The following is an 18,972-nucleotide window of genomic DNA, read 5'->3' on the forward strand; positions in this document are numbered from 1 at the left end:
TTGTTGTGCCTATTCAGCCGCTTGCCGGTCACCGAAGGCGATGCCGGTGAAAGTCTGGTTCAGGTGCATCGACCGATATTGCTCGCCATAGGTGCCGAAGCCGATGACATTGTTGACCCTGTAGAGCTCCGAAATGTCGCGAAAGACCTGCCGGTTGCGCGCATCCAGCCGGCGCAGCACGCAGTCGAAGCCAAGAATCATATCGATACCGCCCAGCCTTTCCTCGACCTCGCGCAATGCCGCTCGTGTCGCTTCCACCATGTCCTTGGGCTGGGCGATCGACAGCACGACACCGTCGTCGATGGCGCAGAAGAACGACAGCGAGCCATCCGCGTGCATCTTCTGGATCGAGCGGCAGTAATATTCTCCGCCCACCTTCACCACCACGGGATGCGAGGCGAAGCTCAGCGGCGTCAGGGTCTGCGGGAGGATGCCGACGGAAGCGGCATATTCCTCCGCCGCATTGGTGGCGTTGAACTCCCGCACGATGCGATGATCCGGATCGGACGCGGTCACCACCAGCTTTTCGTCGGTGGGAACGAAGTTGTCGGTCTTGAAGACGTGGAACGGAATTTCCGTGGCGATCAGCACGATGATGGCGCTGTCCGAAGTGACGGCGCCGTTCGAGATCAGACGCGTCGTCTCGAATTTCAAATCGTCACCGGCCGAGCCGCCGAGCAGCGGTATGTCATCAAGACCCCAGTGGATGGCCGAACTCACCGCTTCCTCGGCATAGGACAGCCCGTCGATGAAACAGAGCGCGAAGGTGTTCCTGGTCTGCTCGCCGCCGGGCCGGGCGCGCAGCGTGCGCCGCAGGGCCTCGACCTCTTCGGTGATCCTGTCCATGCCCGATGTCGACAAATTGTCGACCATGGTGCTGACCGCCGTGAAGGACGCCGAGGGCAGCAGCATCGCCAGCATATGGCCTTCCTCGAGCCCCTGCGGCGTGATCTCGCCGGCGGTGGAACAGCCGGCATGGTGGAGCCCCGGCGCGCACGTCGTGAGCGCCTGCGAGAGGGTGCTTGCCTCGACGAGGCTTTGGGAAAAGAACACGAGGGCAAAGCCGGCATCGATGGCAGCGGCCTCGGCGGCTACCGCGCGTGCGAAGACGTCCGGGTCGGGCTCGTCCGTGGTCAGCGCCGACAACCCGCATGCGTAGCGCGTCAGTGAACTGGTCAGCGGCGTTCTCCCGCATTTCCTCCGACGCCTTCTTGTGCGCGGCTTTTCAAGTGCTTCTGGCGCGCGGGCGACGAAGGCATTCTTGCCGCCAGGAGGCGTTTTGGCAATGGGGCCGGAAAAATGCACTTTGGTCCCTTGGCCATGGCCGAAAGTACAATGATCCGACTTTTCCCTCGTGTTGTTTTTTGTGCGTTGTGCGGTGTACGACTAACGCATGGCCGAAGTGCCAGCGGCGCGTCGGCAACCTGATGACCAAGGTTGACACCCAGGGAGGGGCTATGTCGGACGTTTCGTTGATGGTGAACGGCAAGCGGATCGGCGGTGCCGTCGAGGATCGAACGCTGCTCGTCCATTTCCTGCGGGAGAATCTCGGCCTGACCGGCACCCATGTCGGTTGCGACACCTCGCAGTGCGGAGCCTGCGTCGTGCATGTCGACGGCAAGGCGGTCAAGTCCTGCACCATGCTCGCGGTCCAGGCGTCCGGATCGACCGTGGTTACGATCGAAGGCCTCGCCGACGGCGCCGACCTGCATCCAGTGCAGGCGGCCTTCAAGGAACATCATGGTCTGCAATGCGGCTTCTGCACGCCAGGCATGATCATGGCCGCAATCGACATGATCAACCGTCATCCCGAAGGCCTCGACGAGGCCACGGTGCGTGCAGAACTCGAAGGCAATATCTGCCGCTGCACCGGCTACCACAACATCGTGAAGGCGATCCTCGCCGCATCGAAGACGATGTCGAAGGGGTCCAAGAACAAGGCGAAACAGGCGGCGTGAGAGAAGAGCGAGTAGTGAGTAGTGAGTAGTCAGTAGTCGGTCTGGACCGGCGGCTATACTTACTGCTTACTACTTCCTATTCACTTTTTCGGGAGGAATCTCTGCATGGGCATCGAAGGTGTTGGCGCTCGGGTCGCGCGCAAGGAAGACAAAAGGTTCATCACCGGCGCCGGCCGCTATGTCGACGACATGGTGGTTCCCGGCATGAAGCATGCAGCCTTCGTGCGCAGCCCGCACGCGCATGCGCAGATCAAGAAGATCGACGTGAAAACGGCTCAAGGCATGCCGGGCGTCATTGGCGTGCTGACCGGCAAGGAGCTCAAGGCCGACGGTATCGGCAACCTCATCTGCGGCTGGATGATCCATTCCAAGGACGGTTCGCCCATGAAGATGGGCGCATGGTCGCCGCTGGCCGTCGACAAGGTCCGTTATGTCGGCGATGCGGTCGTGGTGGTAGTGGCCGAAACCAAGGGCCAGGCACGCGATGCGGCCGAGGCGGTCGACATCACCTACAAGGAACTGAAGGCCGTCGTCGACGCGACCAAGGCGCTCGAAAAGGGCGCGCCGCAGGTCCATGCCGAGGCCGAGAACAACCTGATCTTCGACTGGGAGATCGGCGATGCCAAGGCGACCGATGCCGCCATCAAGGCGGCGGCGCATGTAACCCGCATGAAGATCGTCAACAACCGGCTGGTGCCGAACGCGATGGAGCCGCGCGCGGCTCTTGGCCATTACGACAAGGCCGAGGATCATTACACCTGCTGGACGACATCGCAGAACCCGCATGTCGCGCGGCTGGTGATGAGCGCCTTCTACAACGTCGCACCCGAAAACAAGCTGCGCGTGATCGCGCCGGATGTCGGCGGCGGCTTCGGCTCCAAGATCTATATCTACCCGGAAGAGATCGTCTGCCTGTGGGCCTCGAAGAAAACCGGCGTGCCGGTCAAATGGGTCGCCGATCGCACCGAAAGCTTCCTCACCGACGCGCATGGCCGCGACCACGTCTCGACCGTGGAAATGGCTTTCGACAAGAACAACAGGATCACCGGGCTGAAGGTGGACACCATCGCCAATCTCGGCGCCTACATGTCGCTGTTCTCGTCCTGTGTGCCGACCTATCTCTACGCGACACTGCTGTCAGGGCAGTACGACATCCCGGCCATTCACGCCAATGTGCGCACCGTCTACACCAACACGGCACCTGTCGATGCCTATCGCGGGGCAGGGCGGCCGGAAGCCACCTATCTTCTGGAGCGCACCATGGAAGCCGCTGCACGCGAGCTCGGCGTGTCTCCGGCCGAACTGCGGCGCAAGAACTTCATCACGACCTTCCCGCACCAGACACCGGTGATCCTGAACTATGACGCCGGCGACTATGCGACCTCGCTCGACGCGGCCATGAAGACCGCCGATTATGCCGGCTTTGGCAAGCGCAAGGCGGACGCTGCCAAAAAGGGCAAGCTGCGCGGCATCGGCATGAGCTGTTACATCGAGGCCTGTGGCCTCGCCCCGTCGGCCGCGGTCGGCTCGCTCGGCGCCGGCGTCGGCCTGTGGGAATCGGCTGAGGTAAGGGTCAACGCCGTCGGCACCATCGAGGTGCTGACGGGGTCGCACAGCCATGGCCAGGGGCACGAGACGACCTTCGCGCAACTGGTCAACCAGCGTTTCGGGGTGCCGATCGATTCGGTGTCGATCGTCCACGGCGATACCGACAAGGTGCAGATGGGCATGGGCACTTACGGCTCGCGCTCGGGCGCGGTCGGCATGTCGGCGATCGCCAAGGCGCTCGACAAGGTCGAGGCCAAGGCCAAGAAAATCGCCGCGCACCTACTCGAAGCCGACGAGGGCGACATCGTCATCGAGAATGGCGAAGTCAAGGTCGCCGGTACCGACAAGAGCCTGCCGTGGTTCCAGGTGGCTTTGGCCGCCTATACCGCGCACAATTTGCCGGCCGGCATGGAACCAGGACTGAAGGAAACGGCGTTCTACGATCCGGCGAACTTCACCTTCCCGGCGGGCTGCTACATCTGCGAGGTGGAGATCGATCCGGAAACCGGAACGACCGAGATCGTCCAGTTCGTGGCGGCGGACGATTTCGGCAATATCATCAATCCGATGATCGTCGAAGGCCAGGTGCATGGCGGCATCGCCCAGGGCGTTGGCCAGGCGCTGCTGGAAGGCGCTCACTACGACGCCAGCGGGCAGCTGCTGACGGCGAGCTACATGGACTATACCATGCCGCGTGCCGGCGACCTGCCGTCGTTCAAGGTCTCGACGTCGAACACGCCATGTCCGAGCAATCCGCTCGGCATCAAAGGCTGCGGCGAGGCCGGCGCCATCGGTTCGCCGCCGGCGGTGATCAATGCCATCACCGACGCCATCGGCATCGCCGATATCGCCATGCCGGCCACACCGTCGACCGTGTGGGCCGCGATCCGCGCCGCGAAATGAGTGAGTAGGGAGTAGTGAGTAGCGAATAGGGCACCGTGTCCAGCTCCGGCGGCGGCGTTCCCACTACTGACTACTCACTGCTCACTACTGCTTGACCACTTAGGGGAGGATCCCATGTACGCAGTCAACTATCATCGTGCCGCCTCGGTCACTGAAGCCGCCAAGCTCGTGAAGAGCGGCGACGCCAAGCTGCTGTCGGGCGGCATGACCTTGATCCCCGCCATGAAGACGCGGCTGGCGGCCCCTTCCGACCTGGTCGACCTGTCACGCATCAAGGACCTGCAGGGCGTCAAGGTGTCAGGCAAGACGGTCACGATTGGCGCCGCCGCCACGCATTTCGACGTCGCCAATGACGAGAAGCTGCGCAAGGCCTGCCCGGCGCTTGCCCATCTGGCGTCGCTGATCGGCGATCCGGCGGTACGCCACAAGGGCACGATCGGCGGTTCGATCGCCAACAACGATCCGGCGGCGGATTATCCGGCCGCACTTCTGGCGCTGGGCGCCACCATCATCACCAACAAGCGCGAAATATCAGCCGACAAGTTCTTCAAGGGGCTGTTCGAGACGGCCTTGAAGGACGGCGAGATCATCACGGCGGTCTCCTTCACGGCGCCGGCAAAGGCTGCGTACGAAAAATTCCGCAACCCGGCCTCGCGCTACGCGATCGTCGGCGTGTTCGTGGCCAAGGGCAAGGATGGCGTCAGCGTTGCCGTCACCGGCGCCGGCGATGATGGCGTCTTCCGCTCGAAGGAGATCGAGGCGGCACTTGCCAAGAGCTTCGATGCCACCTCGCTCAATGGCGTGAAAGTGCCGGCGAAAAACCTGATGAGCGACATCCACGCTTCCGCCGACTACCGCGCCAACCTGATCGCGGTCATGGCCAAGCGCGCGGTGGCGGCAGCCAACGCCTGACGCAAGATCGATTGCGGACAAGGAAAGGGGCTGTCACGGCCCCTTTTTCGTTCCTGGCGCCTGTAGCTGCCCGGTTCCCGGCCGCCGCATGTTTGCCTGAAACGATTCTGACCCATGCCTGCCCGGGAATGCACCGGCGCTAATCTCGCACTTGCACAAACTTATATTGCACTGCAGTATGGGGCGGGCGGGGAATGCGAGCCGGGTTCGGAATGCGTGCAGCCGTGCCCTTTCGCATATCAATGCGAAGGGATCGGCATGTCCGAAATTTCCGCGACCCATTTGGTTCCGTCCCAAACAATCGTCCACCGATCGGCCAGGACAAGGCTGGCCTATCTCGATGGCTGGCGGGGTCTGTCGATCGCCCTGGTGCTGATTGGGCATTTTTTTCCCGTTCCCGGAATCAATCTGGGCGTGCTGGGCGTCGAATTCTTCTTCGTGCTCAGCGGCCGGCTGATGGCCGAAATCCTGTTCATCGAACGCTACCCGCTGAAGAAATTCTTCAAGCGCCGCTTCTCGCGCATCTATCCGGCGCTTCTGGTCTTTGTCGTCGTCGCCATGATCGCGCTCTCAGGCACGTTCATCGTCTTCAAATGGAAGGCGGCCCTGACGGCGCTGACATTCACCTACAACTATGCCGGAATTCTCCTGAACCGGGCCGGCGCACTCGACCACATCTGGTCGCTCTGTATCGAAGAGCATGCCTACATCATCCTGGCGGCGATCAGTGCAATCGTTGCCAGCCGCAGCCGTGTCGTGCCGCTGCTGCTGGTCCTGGCCTTGCTGGCCATGGCCAATGGCGCGGTTTCCTACTGGTTCCTGCACATGGATTATGAAGCCACGTACTGGCGCACCGATGTGCACATCGCCTCGATCCTGCTGTCGGCCGCGGTCTGCCTGCTCAAGGCCGACGGCAAGCTGCCGGCCTTGTTGAAGGGGCCCTATGTCGCCGTCGCGGCGGCCGTTGGCGCGGTTTTCCTGTTCATGGATTCAGTACCGACGCCGATCCACTACCTGATCGCGGTGCCATTGCTGGCGACTGCCGTCAATGCGCTGGATTTCAGCACGCGGTTCTTATCCGGATGGCTGTCATCCCTGCCGATGACGACACTGGGTCTGTGGTCGTATTCGCTCTATCTGTGGCAGCAGCCCTTCTACAAATTCGTCTACGAGCAGGGCAGCAATCCATGGCCGATGCTGGCCGGGGTTTTTGCCTGCGCGCTCTGCAGCTACTACCTCATCGAGCGCCCAGCGCGCGAATGGCTCAACCGCAATTGGTGAATGAGCGCCGAGCGCCATCGGATCAGGCGGCGATCTGCCTGACGTAATAACGCACCGCTTTCTTGCCGCCATGGATCACCGCGTCGCCGACCTCGGCGAAGCCGAGAGCGGCGTGGAAGGCATCCGAGGCTGGGTTGGGCGGGTCGGTGTTGACCTCGCAGGTGACCAGTGTGTGGCCGGCGCTCTCCGCCTGGTCGAACAGGTCCCGATAGAGCCGGCGAGCATGGCCGCGGCCTCTTGCGTGCGCCGCCACGACGACGCGGTCGACATAGATGAAGCGTTCGTAGCGCTCGCGGAACCAGACGAAGTTCGGACTGTCGTAATTCGCATCCTGGTCGAAGGTCATGATGAAGGCTTCGAGATCGCCGATGCGGCGGGCATAGAAGGACTCGCCGAGCAGGAAGGACAGCCGTTCGGCTTCGAGCCACGACAATTCGGCGGCGTGCTCGTTGTTGAGCGCCAGTATGGCGGCTTCGTCGTCCTGCGCTATGCGGTCTATGGGAGAGGTCATGCCTTGGCCGCCGCGATTGTCGCCGCCACCAGCGGTGTGTCGGTCAGTGTGTTGCGATACTCGCGGTCGAGATCGGAGCCGCCCATGCCGACCTTCGGATTGCGGTAGCGCATGGCGCTCGGCACGTCCTTGAGGGCGGCGAAGTGCATTTCGGCCAGGCCGGTCCTTGCGCGCACCTCGGCAATGTTGCCGAGATCGAGCCCGCCGCAGCCGAGAATGATGATCCGGTCGCCGGCCTGACGCACCAGCTCTTCCAGCAATGGCAAGCCCTCGATCGCCGTGTCGCGCTGGCCGCTGGTCAGCACGCGGCCGACCTTGCAGCGGATCAGCGCCTCCAGTGCCTCGGCCGGATCGAGCGTCATGTCGAAGGCGCGGTGGCAGGTGACGTTCACGGGCCCTGCGGCCTCGGTCAGTTCGCCCATGCGCTTCTCATCGATGGTGCCGTCGGCGTTCAGGCAGCCGAACACCACGCCGGGCACACCGAGCTCGCGGAGCGCGGTGACGTCGGCCAGCATCGAGCGGTATTCAGTCTCGCTGTAGAGAAAATCGCCGCCGCGCGGCCGCACCATGACGTGGAACGGCACGGTCGCCTGGTCGAGCGCGGCGCGCACAGTGCCAAGGCTCGGCGTGATGCCGCCCTCGACCAGACTGGCGCAGAGTTCGACCCGGTCGGCGCCGGCGGCCTGCGCGGCGAGCAGGCCATCGATGCCTTCGACACAGATTTCGATCAGCGGCGGGCGAGTTTCCATGGTCAAGGGGCAATCCAGTTCATGATGTCGTGGAGAGCCCTAGCACCAGGACGGCTGACGCGAAAGCGTGAACCCTATGCGCCATTTGGACCAGATGGCAGATTCCTTTCTTGACAATCGCATAACCGCATGGTTATGGGTAATGTATAGCTGGCGGGTTATTGATTGCGCGTGCGTGGCACGACGACAACAACGAGAGGAGCAAGGAATGACGGAAACCAAATCGATTGTCGTCGAAAGGCTGATTCCATATTCGGCGGAAAAGATATGGCGGGCACTGACCGTGCCGGCGCTCGTCGGCGAATGGCTCATGCAGAATGACTTCGCTGCGCAAGAGGGGCATCGCTTCACACTGCGTGCGACACCAGTTCCCGGATGGTCCGGCGTGACGAACTGCGTGGTGCTGAAAGTCGAGGCGCCGCGGCTGCTGGCCTACAGTTGGGGCGATGGGACGGAATCGGACAGCGGGTTGAAAACCGTGGTGACGTGGTCACTGACGCCCGAGGGTGTGGCGACCCGGGTGCGAATGGAGCAGTCGGGATTCCGGCCGGCCGACGAGCGTGGCTATATCGGCATGGGAAGTGGCTGGCCGCGCATTCTGGAACGACTCGAACAGGTTACCGCAAAACGGGCCTGATACGCGGCAGGCAGCCAACAGTTCTGTCAAGTTCGAATCCTGGATGCGAGGCGTCCGGGCCGGGAAAACACGCCCGGAGAAACAATTCAAAAGGAGAAGGATCATGCAAGCAAGGATCAAGAACCCGGTGATGCTCATCCCCGGTTCGGTGCAGGCGCTGCTGGCGCTGGACAAGTCGACCGAGGCGGCCGACGTGCCCTATGTGACGCGCAAGCTCATTCATCTGCGCGCCAGCCAGATCAATAATTGCAGCGTCTGCGTCGACATGCATGCGCGCGAATTGAAAAAGGCCGGAGAAAAGGACGAGCGCATCTTTGCGCTGGCGGCCTGGCGGGAGACGCCGTATTTCACCGACGCCGAGCGCGCGGCATTGGCGCTGGCAGAAGCCGGCACCAGGCTCGCCGACCGGCCGGACGCAGTGCCGGACGATGTCTGGGATGAAGCGGCCCGGCATTATGACGAGAAGGCGCTTGCCGCACTGGTCATCCAGATCGCCCTGATCAACGCCTTCAATAGGCTGAACGCAACGACCCGGCAGCCGGTTGGCGCCTGGGGCTAGGCGCCTGGTTCGAATGGTCCGCGAGGCGAGGGCGGGCGGGGCATTGCCTTTCCGCCCTCGGGCGCGGGCATAGTCTTGATGGCTACTGGCGCAATTCCGTGTTCTTGGCGCCTTCCTCGACCTGATCGATCACCAGGAGCTTGACCGGCCCGTCGCCAATATTGGTGGCCTGATGCCATTGGCCGATCATCTCGATGATGAAATCACCTGTCTTGTAGACGTTGCTGTTGCCGGTCTCGACGTTGGTGACCTTCAATGTTCCAGCCTCGACATAGGCGTAGCGCGGGAAGGGATGGCGATGGACCGGCAAGGTCGCGCCGGGCCTGATGTCATAGGTCGAGACCAGCACCTGCACGTTCTTCTGCGGCAGCGTGATCGGCTGACCTGATGCAGTGGTCGTGCGTGATGCGAGTGGCGTCACGACGACGGGGGTTCCGCTGCTGTCCAATGCCAGGGCACAATTTGCATAAAGTGCAGCCGCGGCCAGCAGTACCGCTATCAGGATTTTCCGCATGATTCCTCCACTGCCGCAGCATTGCTCGGGAGACTTCCCATGCGCAAGCCTGCCGGTGAGACCGTCGGAATGGCTCGACCCATTGCCACCTGGCACCGAATGAGAAAGCCATGCTGTCGCGCGTCTCGGTGGTCGGCAGAAGGCACACCGCCGAACACACCTTACAGAGTCCGCGGTATTAAGCCGAACTTAGCAACTGGTTCTCATAGTCTCTCGACCTTCGCTGACGGAATCCCGATGAGCAGAATTGATATACTTGTTCCTGATGACAATGTGTGTTCGGTGCACATGCTTGTCGCCAAGCGGCTGGCCGAGAAAGGTCATGACGTTGCGCTGGTCGGCGTTGCGGCGCCCGGGGTACAATGGCCGCTTGGCTATATTCTGCGCCTTGAGCGCAAGGCAGTGCAGATTCGGGGCCATGACCTTCTTGAACCTGTCGAGGGCGTGGAACTTTCTCGGTCCCGGCCTGACGCTGACCTGCGTATCGATCTGACCGGCGTCATGCTGCCTATTGCCTCTCCCGGCCTTCGCCCGGGCTTCGCGGGCTCCGCGTCAATTGCCGAAGCAGCCCGGGTGTTGATGGCCGGCGGCCTTCCCGATATCGAAATCATTCTGGATGGTGAACGCATCGCGCGCGCGGCCCCCATGGTCGACAGCCGGCTTTCGATCCTTCGCGGGCTCAATGACATTCTGGCGCGCATGTGTACACTGCTGGTGGATACCACGGATCATTTCCTCAAGGGCCACAAGGCCCGCTCCGAACCGACAGGGGGCGCGCGTCAGTGTCCAACCAATGGACAGCTGATCGGTACCTACCTTCTTTCAACCATACCCCGGCAAACAGCAGGGGCGGCCAGGCGCTTGGGGTTCCGCCTCAATCGTTGGCGGGTGAGCTACCGGTTTCACAATGGCCAGACCGTCGCGGCCACGGGTCTCCTGGCCGGAGAACCCTGGATCGATCTGCCCGATGATGGTGATCGTTTCTATGCTGATCCGTTTCCGTTCGAATGGCAGGGGCGATATTTCATATTCATTGAAGACTTTTGCCATGCCAGTACCAAAGCGGTGATTTCCGTGACAGAGGTCTTCCGAGACGGCACTCCAACCGTGCCGCGTGTGGTGATCGAGGAACCCTATCATCTGTCCTATCCGCAAGTGTTCAGTCATGGCGGCCAGATCTGGATGCTTCCCGAGGGCGGTTCGGGTGGAGATCTGGTTCTATACCGGGCCGAGTCGTTCCCGGACCGGTGGGTTCGGCACTCGGTCCTGATTCCGGACCGCGAACTTTTCGATGCGACCTTGCTGGAGCATGGCGGCAAGCTTTGGCTGTTCGCGACCGAACGCGACGGCTACGGCAGCGCCTCGGACACCCTCGTGGTCTACTATGCGCAGGCCCTGGAGGGACCATGGTTCCCGCACAGGAGCAATCCGGTGAGAATCGATCGCGCCGCAGCCCGGCCCGGAGGCTGTTTTGTGCGTATGGGCGATCGCATCATATTGCCATTGCAGAACGGCACGGACAATTATGGCGGCGGGCTCGGACTTGCCGACCTTGTCGAGTTGGACGAGACGAAGGTGCGTTTGACCTTACCAGTGCCCATTCTTGCTTCGGCAAAGAGACCTTATCCGATGATCCATACTCTCAACAGCAGCGATCATCTTGAAGTCATCGACTGTCGTGCACCCGCGCCCAGGTCGGCGCTTCGAAGGGTTGTGTGACCTTTTGGATCGAATCCGGGTCCTCTGTGTCGTTCCGCGGGGCCTGAAAGGCCGTGGCGGCATCGAGACGCTGTTTTCTCACGTTGATGAACAGCTTCGTTCGACGGCCGGCAGTGCGATCGAGATGGATTTCCTGGCCTCGCGTGGCGACGCGTCCGGTGTCGGTTGGCTGGCACATTTCCCGTTCGCATTGATCCGCCACGGCTGGCTGCTGGCAACCCGCCGGTATGACATCGTCCACCTCAACACCGCGACGAATGCATCGTCGTGGAGGAAATGGGTCATGCAGTCCATGGCGCGATTGGCCGGCGCGGCCACGGTCGTCCACTTTCATGGCTCGGCCTTTCCCAAGCCCGGAGATGCGCAACGCGGCTGGGTCCGTGTCTTGCGCCTTGTCTTTGAGAGAGCCGACGCCATCATCGTGCTTGGCGATTACTGGCGAGACTTCGTCGCCCACTTTTATCACATGCCGCCGGATCGCTTCGACGTCGTGGCCAATGGCGTCGCCGACTTCGCTTTTGATGCACCGCAACCGCGCGAGGAGAATGCGCCCGTTCGACTGTTGTTTGCCGGCAACCTCACCGAGGCCAAAGGCGCCGGGGTGTTGCTTCAGGCACTTGCGCTTCTGCCGAAGGATCTGCCGCAATGGCGCGCGACCTTCGCGGGTGCCGGCGATGTCGCCGCCTTCCGCGACCGCGCCATAAGTTCAGGGCTTTTCGGCCAGGTGGAATTCACCGGCTGGCTGGCGCTCGAGACGATCCTGCCGCTCTATCGGCAGGCCGATATCGTCGTCCTGCCGTCACGCAATGAGGTCTTGCCGGTTTGCCTGCTGGAGGGTGCGTGTGCGGGCGCAGCCCTGGTCGCGACATCGGTCGGCTCGGTGCCCGACATATTGAGGGAAGGTCGGAACGGTCTAAGCGTGAAGCCGGACGATGCGGAAGAGCTTGCGCATGCCCTTGCGCAATTGATTGAAAACGGCGCGCGCCGCGAAGCGTTTCGAACCGCGTCGCGCGATATCTATAATGCGCGTTTCCGCCTCGAAACCATGATCGAAGGTCTTCAGGGAGCCTATCGGAAGGCGCTGGCGACCCGTCGCTGAGCGGCTTGCGGCTGTTCAGCATCGAGCGTCGGCCGGAACACCCGGAAGAACTGCTCCAGATTGGCAAGCGCCCACAGTATCTTCTCGTGATTGTGAGCGCCACCCAGGTGCTCGCTCACCAGTCGATCTATCTCGCGCGCATTGCAGACATTGCGCACCGTGGCGCTGTCACTCTGCAGCAGATCTCGAAGCTGATCCGACATGCCGGTACGGAACCATTGCTCGACAGGTACCCGGAAGCCGACCTTCTTGCGCTCCAGGATCTGGCGGGGAAGCAATTGCGCTGCAAGCGATCGCAGCACGCGCTTGCCCTTTGGCGCGCCGGTCAGGAAAGCATCGCGAAATTGGGCGACGAGTTCGGCCAGGCCGACATCCATGAATGGCATGCGCCCTTCGATCGACCCCGCCATCATCATGCGATCGCCGCGCTCGAGAAGATTGTCCGGCAGCCATGACGTCTGATCGAAATGCAGCATGCGTTTGAGCGGGCTGATTTCGCCATCCGTCGTGAACGGCAGCGGGTCGAGATCGCGCGATTGGGGCGGACCGGAATAGAGCGCTTCGGCTTGTCCGCCGTCTGCTCCGCCGAACCAGGCCACCATACGGGCCTGTGCATCGCGAATGCCGGCGACGCCGGCCAAGATCTTCAGTCGCCGCGCCGCATAGGGCAGGGCGCGTGCGCCGGGACCCACAAGGGCTTCGTGCAAGCCGCCCGGCACCAGACTCTGATACATGGAAACCCACGGCTCGGCGCGATGCTTGGGATAGCCTCCCAAGAGCTCGTCGGCGCCTTCGCCGGTAAGCACCATCTTGACGGTGCGGCTCGCCAGCCGTGACAAAAGCAGAACCGGCAGGTCCGACGGCTCGGATACCGGTGCGCCCCGCCGCAGCACCGCCTCCTCCCACACCGACGTGAACGCATCCATGTTCACGACGAGCTCACTGTGGTCGCTGCCGAAGGTGTCGGCGACTTGCCGGGCATAGGGTAATTCGGAGGAGCCGGGCACATCGAACCCTACTGAATAGGTCGCCACGGGCTTGCCCATGTGACGGCTCATCAGCGCAACGATCATCGAGGAATCGAGCCCGCCGGAAAGATATGCGCCAAACGGCGCATCCGAGCGCAATCTGAGCCGTACCGCCTCATCAAGCTTCTCGCCAAAAAGCTTCACCGCCTCGTCGAAGCTTTCGACGGTGGGCGACGTGCGTGAAAAAGGCGTCGTGAAATAGCGCTCCGCACGGATGTTGGCGCCATCGACCACCATGAAGGTTCCTGGCGGAACCTTGGAGATGCCGCGAAAGAACGTGGCCGGTCCAGGGACATAGCGATAGCTGAGAAATTCGCGCAGCGAATCCTGATCCAGACGGTCGTCGACACCTGGAAAATGGCGCAGCGAATCGATTTCGGAGGCGAAGGCGTGGAAGCCGTCCCCGGAAGCCAGGAAGAGCGGTTTCTTGCCGAAAGGATCGCGCGCGGCATAGAGGCGGCCGGTTTCGCTGTCCCAAAGCAGAAAGGCAAACATGCCGTTGAGGCGCGGCAGGCAGTCGTCGCCCCAGGCGCGCCAGGCCTCGATCACGACTTCGGTGTCGCCTTGCGTGGCAAAGCGATGTCCGCGTTCCATGAGTTCGGCGCGCAATTCGATATAATTGTAGACCTCGCCATTGTAGACGATGACATATCGGCCGTCATGCGAATGCATCGGCTGCGGGCTGCCCTCGATATCAAGGATCGACAGCCGACGATGACCGAGTCCGGCCTGCCACTCGCCATCCGGGCTCCGCATGATCAATGTTCCGCGCCCGTCCGGACCGCGATGGGCCAGCCGATCCGTGGCCCCATCCAGCGTTTCGGCGAGAGGCAAGCGTGATCGGGCGTGGAACCCAAAAATTCCGCACATGGCGGCTAGCCCTGACCGCTGCACATGGCCGGGTCGGACCCCGAACTTGGCTTCTGGATTTGGCTCCTGGAAGGCGTGCCGAACAAGGCGTCATAGGCGGCCAGCAACTTCGGACCCTCGTGGCTCCAGGCGAGTTCCTTGCGTACCCGCTCACGGCCTAACGCGCCCATGGTCGCGCGGCGCTCGCTGTCGTCGAGGAGTTCGGCGATTTTGTCGCCGAAGTCGGTCGGCTCCGTGCAGGTTGCGTAGAGCGAGGCGCCTTGCGCCGAAAAGCGGCCTTCGCGCAGATCATATTGCACGATCGGTTTGCCAAGCGCCATATATTCCATGATCTTGTTCATGGTCGATTTGTCGTTCATCGCCGTGGGCCGGTCGGGATTGACACAGACATCGGCTGTCGATAGCGCGGAAAACAGAATCTCGTCCGGGCAGCGACCGGTATAGGTGACGTACTCGCCGAGCCCGCGCGCGACTGTATCCGCCTTGATGGCATCAAGCTCGGGACCGCCGCCGCAGATCACGAACTGTATATCCTGGCGCCCTTTGGCATTCACCAGGTGGTCGACCGAGTCGAGCAGAAGGTCGAGCCCTTCCTGCTTGCCGATGACGCCGACATAGCCGACGACGAAGCGGCGACCATTGCGCCATTTCGGATCGGGCGCAACCTCTCTGACCCGGTCCAGATTCGGGCCAGAACGCACGATATGCACCTTCTCGGGGAGCATGCCCCCCCGTCTGATGGCAATGTCGCGGTAGCTTTCATTGGTGGCGATCGAGACATTGGCGGTTCGGAACGAAAGCCGCTCCAGCCAGACCATGAATTTCCAGCCGATGCCGCGCTTGCCGAACTTGGCCTCGTAGAGCTCTGGATTGATGTCGTGATGGTCGAACAGGAACTTCTTGCCGAACAATTTGTAGAACCCGCCGATGAGGAAAATCGTATCTGGTGGGTTGCAGGCATGGATCGCGTCGAAACCGCGCTGCCGCGCCACTTTGAGTGACAGCAGGAATTCCCAAAACAGCGCGGTGCTGTACTCCAGCACGTAGCCAAGGAAGCCCTCGGCGTCGAGCGGCAGCGAGTGGCGATAGATATGGACGCCGTCGATCACCTCGTAGGGCGCCGTCGCGCCCTTGCCTTTCGGGCAGATCACCGACACTTGATAGCCGGCTTTCACCAGCGTGGTTGCCTCTGACCAGACGCGGCGGTCGAAGGGGACCGGCAGATTTTCGACGATGATGAGGATGCGCTTACCAGTTGATGCCGTCATAGGTCCCCGCAAACCGGTTCGTGTTCGGCAGCCTGGCCATGTCGAGAAGCGTCTGGTCTGCATTCATCTTGTCAACCACAGTTTCATATTCGGGCGAACGACTGGTGGCCACGACAACGTCCGAATGCATCACCATCTCGTCGAGCGAGGGGACCATCAGCTGCGTAACGTGCGGGATCGCGTTCATTAGGTATGTTTTGTTGGCGCCCATCAGCTTTGCCAACGACACGTTCGGGTCAAAAATGCGGATGTCGCAACCCTTCCCGACAAGCCGCTCGATAAGTTCCAGATAGGGGCTTTCGCGCAAATCGTCGGTGCCTGCCTTGAAGGAGAAGCCGAGGAAGCCGATTTTGCGCTTGCCATAGCTCAGCAAGCGGTCCAGTGCGCGCTCGACCTGCTGCTTGTTCGACGGCAGCAGGGATTTAAGCAGCGGTGCTTCCACATCGTTCTGGATCGCGTAGGCGTTGATCGCACGTACGTCCTTCGGCAAGCACGAGCCGCCAAACGCAAAGCCGGGCAGAAGATAGGCATTCGAGATATTCAGCTTGGTGTCGGCGAAGAACACCTCCATCAGCTCATGGCTGTCAACGCCCGCCGCCTTGCAGATATTGCCGATTTCGTTGCCGAAGGCGACCTTAAGCGCATGCCAGGTGTTGTCTGTGTATTTGACCAGTTCGGCCAACCGGGGCTCTGTGACGACAACGCGGCCAGGCAGGCCTGCGTAGAGCTCCAATAGCCGATCCCGGGTTATCTCATCGTCAACGCCGATCACGGTCTTGGCTGGATTATTGAAATCGGCGACCGCCGATCCCTCGCGCATGAATTCGGGGTTTGAGGCCACGCCGAACGTTTCGCCCAGTTTCCTTGATGCAGTTGCCTGCAGCGCCGGAATGACGATGTCGGACAACGTCCCCGGCAGCACGGTCGAGCGAACGACGACCGAGTGATAGTCCGCCTTTCTGGAAAGAGACGATCCGATTTGGCGCGATACCGCCTGAACCGCCGACAGATCCAGTGAGCCGTTGGGGCGTGAGGGCGTGCCGACGCAAAGCAACGACAAGTCGCTGTTCATCACGGCTTCCTCGGTCGACGATGAGGCCTTTAGACGACCCGACGCGACATTGGCAGCGACAAGTTCGCCGACATCTTTCTCGATGATAGGGCTTCGGCCACTGTTTATGAGATCGACCTTGGCCTCGCTGACGTCGCAGCCGATGACGTCATGCCCGCGCTCGGCCAGGCACGCAGCACAAACAGTACCGACATATCCCAACCCGAAGATGGAAACTTTCATAGCTCGCCTGTCCTGTTCTTTCTTTCGAAAGGCGGATCGAGCCACCTTCACGCTTGTTTTCGAAGAACATAAAAAAGACAAGTAAAGGTCAGGTTAGCAAACCGACCAGTAATCTGCTTTGCCACCGCATCCGGTGGCCAGGCACCTTGAAAACAACGGTTGCCGCCTCATCGAGGAGCCCGAATCCAGCCGACTGCAGGCCGCGTCCGGATGTCTGGTCGCCGCGTACAATCTCGATCTCGGCGCTTTCGGGCGCTACGATGCTGAGTTCCGACCGGCCGTTGCGGCGTGCCACCGCACAATTGTCCTCGACGGACACGCTGAGTTCCGGCGAAATCAGGAAAGCGATCTCGACCGCCCCGGACGGCTTCGTGCCAACCAGCCGGTCCGTGATCAGAAAACCCTCGGCGGTTTCTTCTATATCCCGATGGTGAATGACGCCGAAGCGCCTCATGTAACCATCATGCGAGGCGGATACTTTCAGCCGGGACGCTTGCGACCTGGCGTCCAATCTTGCTCGGGCACGCCGTGGCATCCAGTTGAAAGCACCTGACGGCTCGCTTTGGCTGACGCCGTCCATGGTAAGGGTATTGTGTACGGCGCTGACCCGGAAGCGCCGGCGACTTTCGCCTTCCGAATGATAAAGATGCGTGCCCGCATCGACCAGCAGCGGCAGGCCATCCAGTGAGAGCCATACCGCGAGAGCGTCGGCGTGGCCATGTGCGGCCAAGGCGCCAAATCCAAGCGGTCCGTGATCGAAGACAAAATGGACACGGCGGCCCTTTATTGCACCGCGCCGGATGGTATAGCCGCCCTCTTCAAGGGTAACCGCGCCGTCGGCAGGCAGTGGCGTCAACGATGGGGTGGCGAATACAGCATCGCGCCAATGCGGATCGCGTATAGCCGGTCCGAGTTCGGGCTGATCCAGAAAACCGGCAATCGCGCCGACGATGGATGCGACATAACGCGGCTCGTCGCTGCCGAATGCCAACAGGACCCGGCTCTGGTCGTCATCGCCGATCAACGGCGTATGGCCGGCATCATTGAGAAAGAAGTTCAAGGCGCGGGCGGCTTCAGCCATGCGCTTACGTGCGGTTTCTGTGGCGCCGCCCAAAACGCTGAAGCCGATGAGCAGCATTTCGAGCGTGAAAGCGCTGTAGGCCGGCGACTGCTCCTTGCCCACGCCGTCCTTATGGAATAGGGCCAGCGCCCTGTCTTCAAGATGCGTCCGACCGTGTGTCAACCAGCGTGAGGCGCCGGAGTGGTCCGGCAGCATGCGCGCGGCAAGCACAAGGCCCATCGCCTCGGCGACGAGGTGATTGTTGGCCGAGGAATGGAGTGACGGAAACCTGGCGAGCCACAGGCCGTGGGCGCAGACAAAGGACGCCAGCCGCTCGCCGGCAGCCCGGTCGATCCATGGATCGAGCGACGCTATGATGATGGACAGCGAGATCAGCCTATAGCCGGCCTCGATGCCTGAATACCAATTGATGCCGCGGCCGGGAACATTCGCTTCCATCCACGAGAAGACGGAGCCGAGTATGGCGTCGGCGAGGCTTGCGTCGTTTTCCCGGCGGGCATGGATTGCCGGCGCCGCCAGAAAATGCAGCCGGTTTGCCTCGGCCACGTACTTGACGTCTCCATGCTCCTCGCCGAAGCGGAAATTGATGTCGAAGGTCGATCGCTCGGCGCCAGGCCAGCTTGCGCCACTCACCGGGTCCAGCCGCCAGATCACCGGATCGACCCGGCCGCTACTGTCCAGCATCGATACAGGCCAATCGCGATTGAGCAGTCTCAGCCGGCCGGCGCGAAACGCGGCAGCGGCGGTTTGCAGTTGCTGTGCGACGGGCAGCGGCAAGTCCGCTTCGAACAGGGGCGCAAACAGCGGCAACACGCTGGGTCGCGCACCGGCCGTTGCAAAGTCGGACCAGTTGTGGCGCTCGCGCCGCGCGCGCCTGCGCTCCAACTGCTCACGAAACCGATGACGGACCTCGCCATGTTCCATCACGGCAAGCCGTCGTGCATACCAGGTCAAACGTCTCAACATGGAGCAGATTCTAACGGACTGCCATTGCCTTGAGATTAACATCGGCAGGCTATCGGGCAGACGGCTCCGCTAACC

At 61.8% G+C, this 18,972-nt stretch carries 16 protein-coding genes; 8 read left to right on the top strand and 8 right to left on the bottom strand.

What is annotated here, in order from left to right; all coding sequences use genetic code 11:
- Window positions 1–9: 9 nt before the first annotated feature.
- On the bottom strand, window positions 10–1,146 hold the full coding sequence (locus O7A70_RS19420) for an FIST signal transduction protein (RefSeq protein WP_337141814.1): 1,137 nt from the start codon (window positions 1,144–1,146) through the stop codon (window positions 10–12).
- A gap of 311 nt (window positions 1,147–1,457) precedes the next feature.
- Here O7A70_RS19420 and O7A70_RS19425 point away from each other — a divergent pair, with 311 nt between their 5' ends.
- The 4 genes from O7A70_RS19425 (at window position 1,458) to O7A70_RS19440 (ending at window position 6,602) form a co-directional block, all read left to right on the top strand.
- A complete protein-coding gene (locus O7A70_RS19425; protein ID WP_337141815.1) occupies window positions 1,458–1,958 on the top strand; it encodes a (2Fe-2S)-binding protein in 501 nt (166 codons plus the stop codon).
- Window positions 1,959–2,063: 105 nt separating this feature from the next.
- Window positions 2,064–4,409, top strand: a complete 2,346-nt coding sequence (locus tag O7A70_RS19430) for a xanthine dehydrogenase family protein molybdopterin-binding subunit (RefSeq protein ID WP_337141816.1) — start codon at window positions 2,064–2,066, stop codon at window positions 4,407–4,409.
- A 114-nt stretch (window positions 4,410–4,523) separates the two neighbouring features.
- A complete protein-coding gene (locus O7A70_RS19435) occupies window positions 4,524–5,321 on the top strand; it encodes an FAD binding domain-containing protein (protein WP_337141817.1) in 798 nt (265 codons plus the stop codon).
- 258 nt (window positions 5,322–5,579) lie between these two features.
- Entirely contained in the window at window positions 5,580–6,602 is a 1,023-nt protein-coding gene (locus O7A70_RS19440) for an acyltransferase family protein (protein ID WP_337141818.1), read from the top strand.
- Between the two features lie 22 nt (window positions 6,603–6,624).
- Here O7A70_RS19440 and O7A70_RS19445 read toward each other — a convergent pair whose 3' ends face one another.
- Both O7A70_RS19445 and O7A70_RS19450 read right to left on the bottom strand, forming a co-directional pair.
- Entirely contained in the window at window positions 6,625–7,113 is a 489-nt protein-coding gene (locus O7A70_RS19445) for a GNAT family N-acetyltransferase (protein WP_337129909.1), read from the bottom strand.
- On the bottom strand, window positions 7,110–7,862 hold the full coding sequence (locus O7A70_RS19450) for a copper homeostasis protein CutC (protein ID WP_337141915.1): 753 nt from the start codon (window positions 7,860–7,862) through the stop codon (window positions 7,110–7,112). Before O7A70_RS19450 ends, O7A70_RS19445 begins: the two co-directional genes overlap by 4 nt.
- A 208-nt stretch (window positions 7,863–8,070) precedes the next feature.
- On the opposite strand from O7A70_RS19450, the gene O7A70_RS19455 reads away from it, so the two are divergent.
- The gene (locus O7A70_RS19455; RefSeq protein WP_337141819.1) at window positions 8,071–8,499 is read left to right on the top strand and encodes an SRPBCC family protein; all 429 of its coding nucleotides are present in this window, start codon (window positions 8,071–8,073) and stop codon (window positions 8,497–8,499) included.
- Between the two features lie 103 nt (window positions 8,500–8,602).
- Window positions 8,603–9,058, top strand: a complete 456-nt coding sequence (locus O7A70_RS19460; RefSeq protein WP_337141820.1) for a carboxymuconolactone decarboxylase family protein — start codon at window positions 8,603–8,605, stop codon at window positions 9,056–9,058.
- 82 nt (window positions 9,059–9,140) lie between these two features.
- Here the strand turns inward: O7A70_RS19460 and O7A70_RS19465 are convergent, their stop codons facing one another.
- On the bottom strand, window positions 9,141–9,572 hold the full coding sequence (locus tag O7A70_RS19465) for a cupin domain-containing protein (protein WP_337141821.1): 432 nt from the start codon (window positions 9,570–9,572) through the stop codon (window positions 9,141–9,143).
- 237 nt (window positions 9,573–9,809) lie between these two features.
- Between O7A70_RS19465 and O7A70_RS19470 the strand changes: the two genes are divergently transcribed.
- Together O7A70_RS19470 and O7A70_RS19475 are read left to right on the top strand one after the other, a co-directional pair.
- The gene (locus O7A70_RS19470) at window positions 9,810–11,291 is read left to right on the top strand and encodes a glucosamine inositolphosphorylceramide transferase family protein (RefSeq protein ID WP_337141822.1); all 1,482 of its coding nucleotides are present in this window, start codon (window positions 9,810–9,812) and stop codon (window positions 11,289–11,291) included.
- A 4-nt stretch (window positions 11,292–11,295) separates the two neighbouring features.
- On the top strand, window positions 11,296–12,390 hold the full coding sequence (locus tag O7A70_RS19475) for a glycosyltransferase family 4 protein (RefSeq protein WP_337141823.1): 1,095 nt from the start codon (window positions 11,296–11,298) through the stop codon (window positions 12,388–12,390).
- Here O7A70_RS19475 and asnB read toward each other — a convergent pair.
- The 4 genes from asnB to O7A70_RS19495 all read right to left on the bottom strand — a co-directional run bounded on the left by asnB (window position 12,360) and on the right by O7A70_RS19495 (window position 18,897).
- Window positions 12,360–14,288 (bottom strand): asparagine synthase (glutamine-hydrolyzing), encoded by a 1,929-nt coding sequence (asnB, locus tag O7A70_RS19480; protein ID WP_337141824.1) that lies wholly within the window; start codon window positions 14,286–14,288, stop codon window positions 12,360–12,362. The two genes, O7A70_RS19475 and asnB, sit on opposite strands and share 31 nt — an antisense overlap.
- A 5-nt stretch (window positions 14,289–14,293) precedes the next feature.
- Window positions 14,294–15,556, bottom strand: a complete 1,263-nt coding sequence (locus tag O7A70_RS19485) for a glycosyltransferase family 4 protein (protein ID WP_337106335.1) — start codon at window positions 15,554–15,556, stop codon at window positions 14,294–14,296.
- Window positions 15,537–16,850: a nucleotide sugar dehydrogenase gene (locus O7A70_RS19490; protein WP_027144026.1), complete on the bottom strand. Its 1,314-nt coding sequence runs from the start codon at window positions 16,848–16,850 to the stop codon at window positions 15,537–15,539. The genes O7A70_RS19485 and O7A70_RS19490 overlap by 20 nt, the downstream gene beginning before the upstream one ends.
- Before the next feature lie 88 nt (window positions 16,851–16,938).
- Window positions 16,939–18,897, bottom strand: a complete 1,959-nt coding sequence (locus tag O7A70_RS19495) for a heparinase II/III family protein (protein WP_337141825.1) — start codon at window positions 18,895–18,897, stop codon at window positions 16,939–16,941.
- Window positions 18,898–18,972 lie beyond the last annotated feature (75 nt).

The sequence above is a fragment of the Mesorhizobium sp. Cs1299R1N1 genome (assembly GCF_037179655.1).
GTDB lineage: Bacteria > Pseudomonadota > Alphaproteobacteria > Rhizobiales > Rhizobiaceae > Mesorhizobium > Mesorhizobium salmacidum.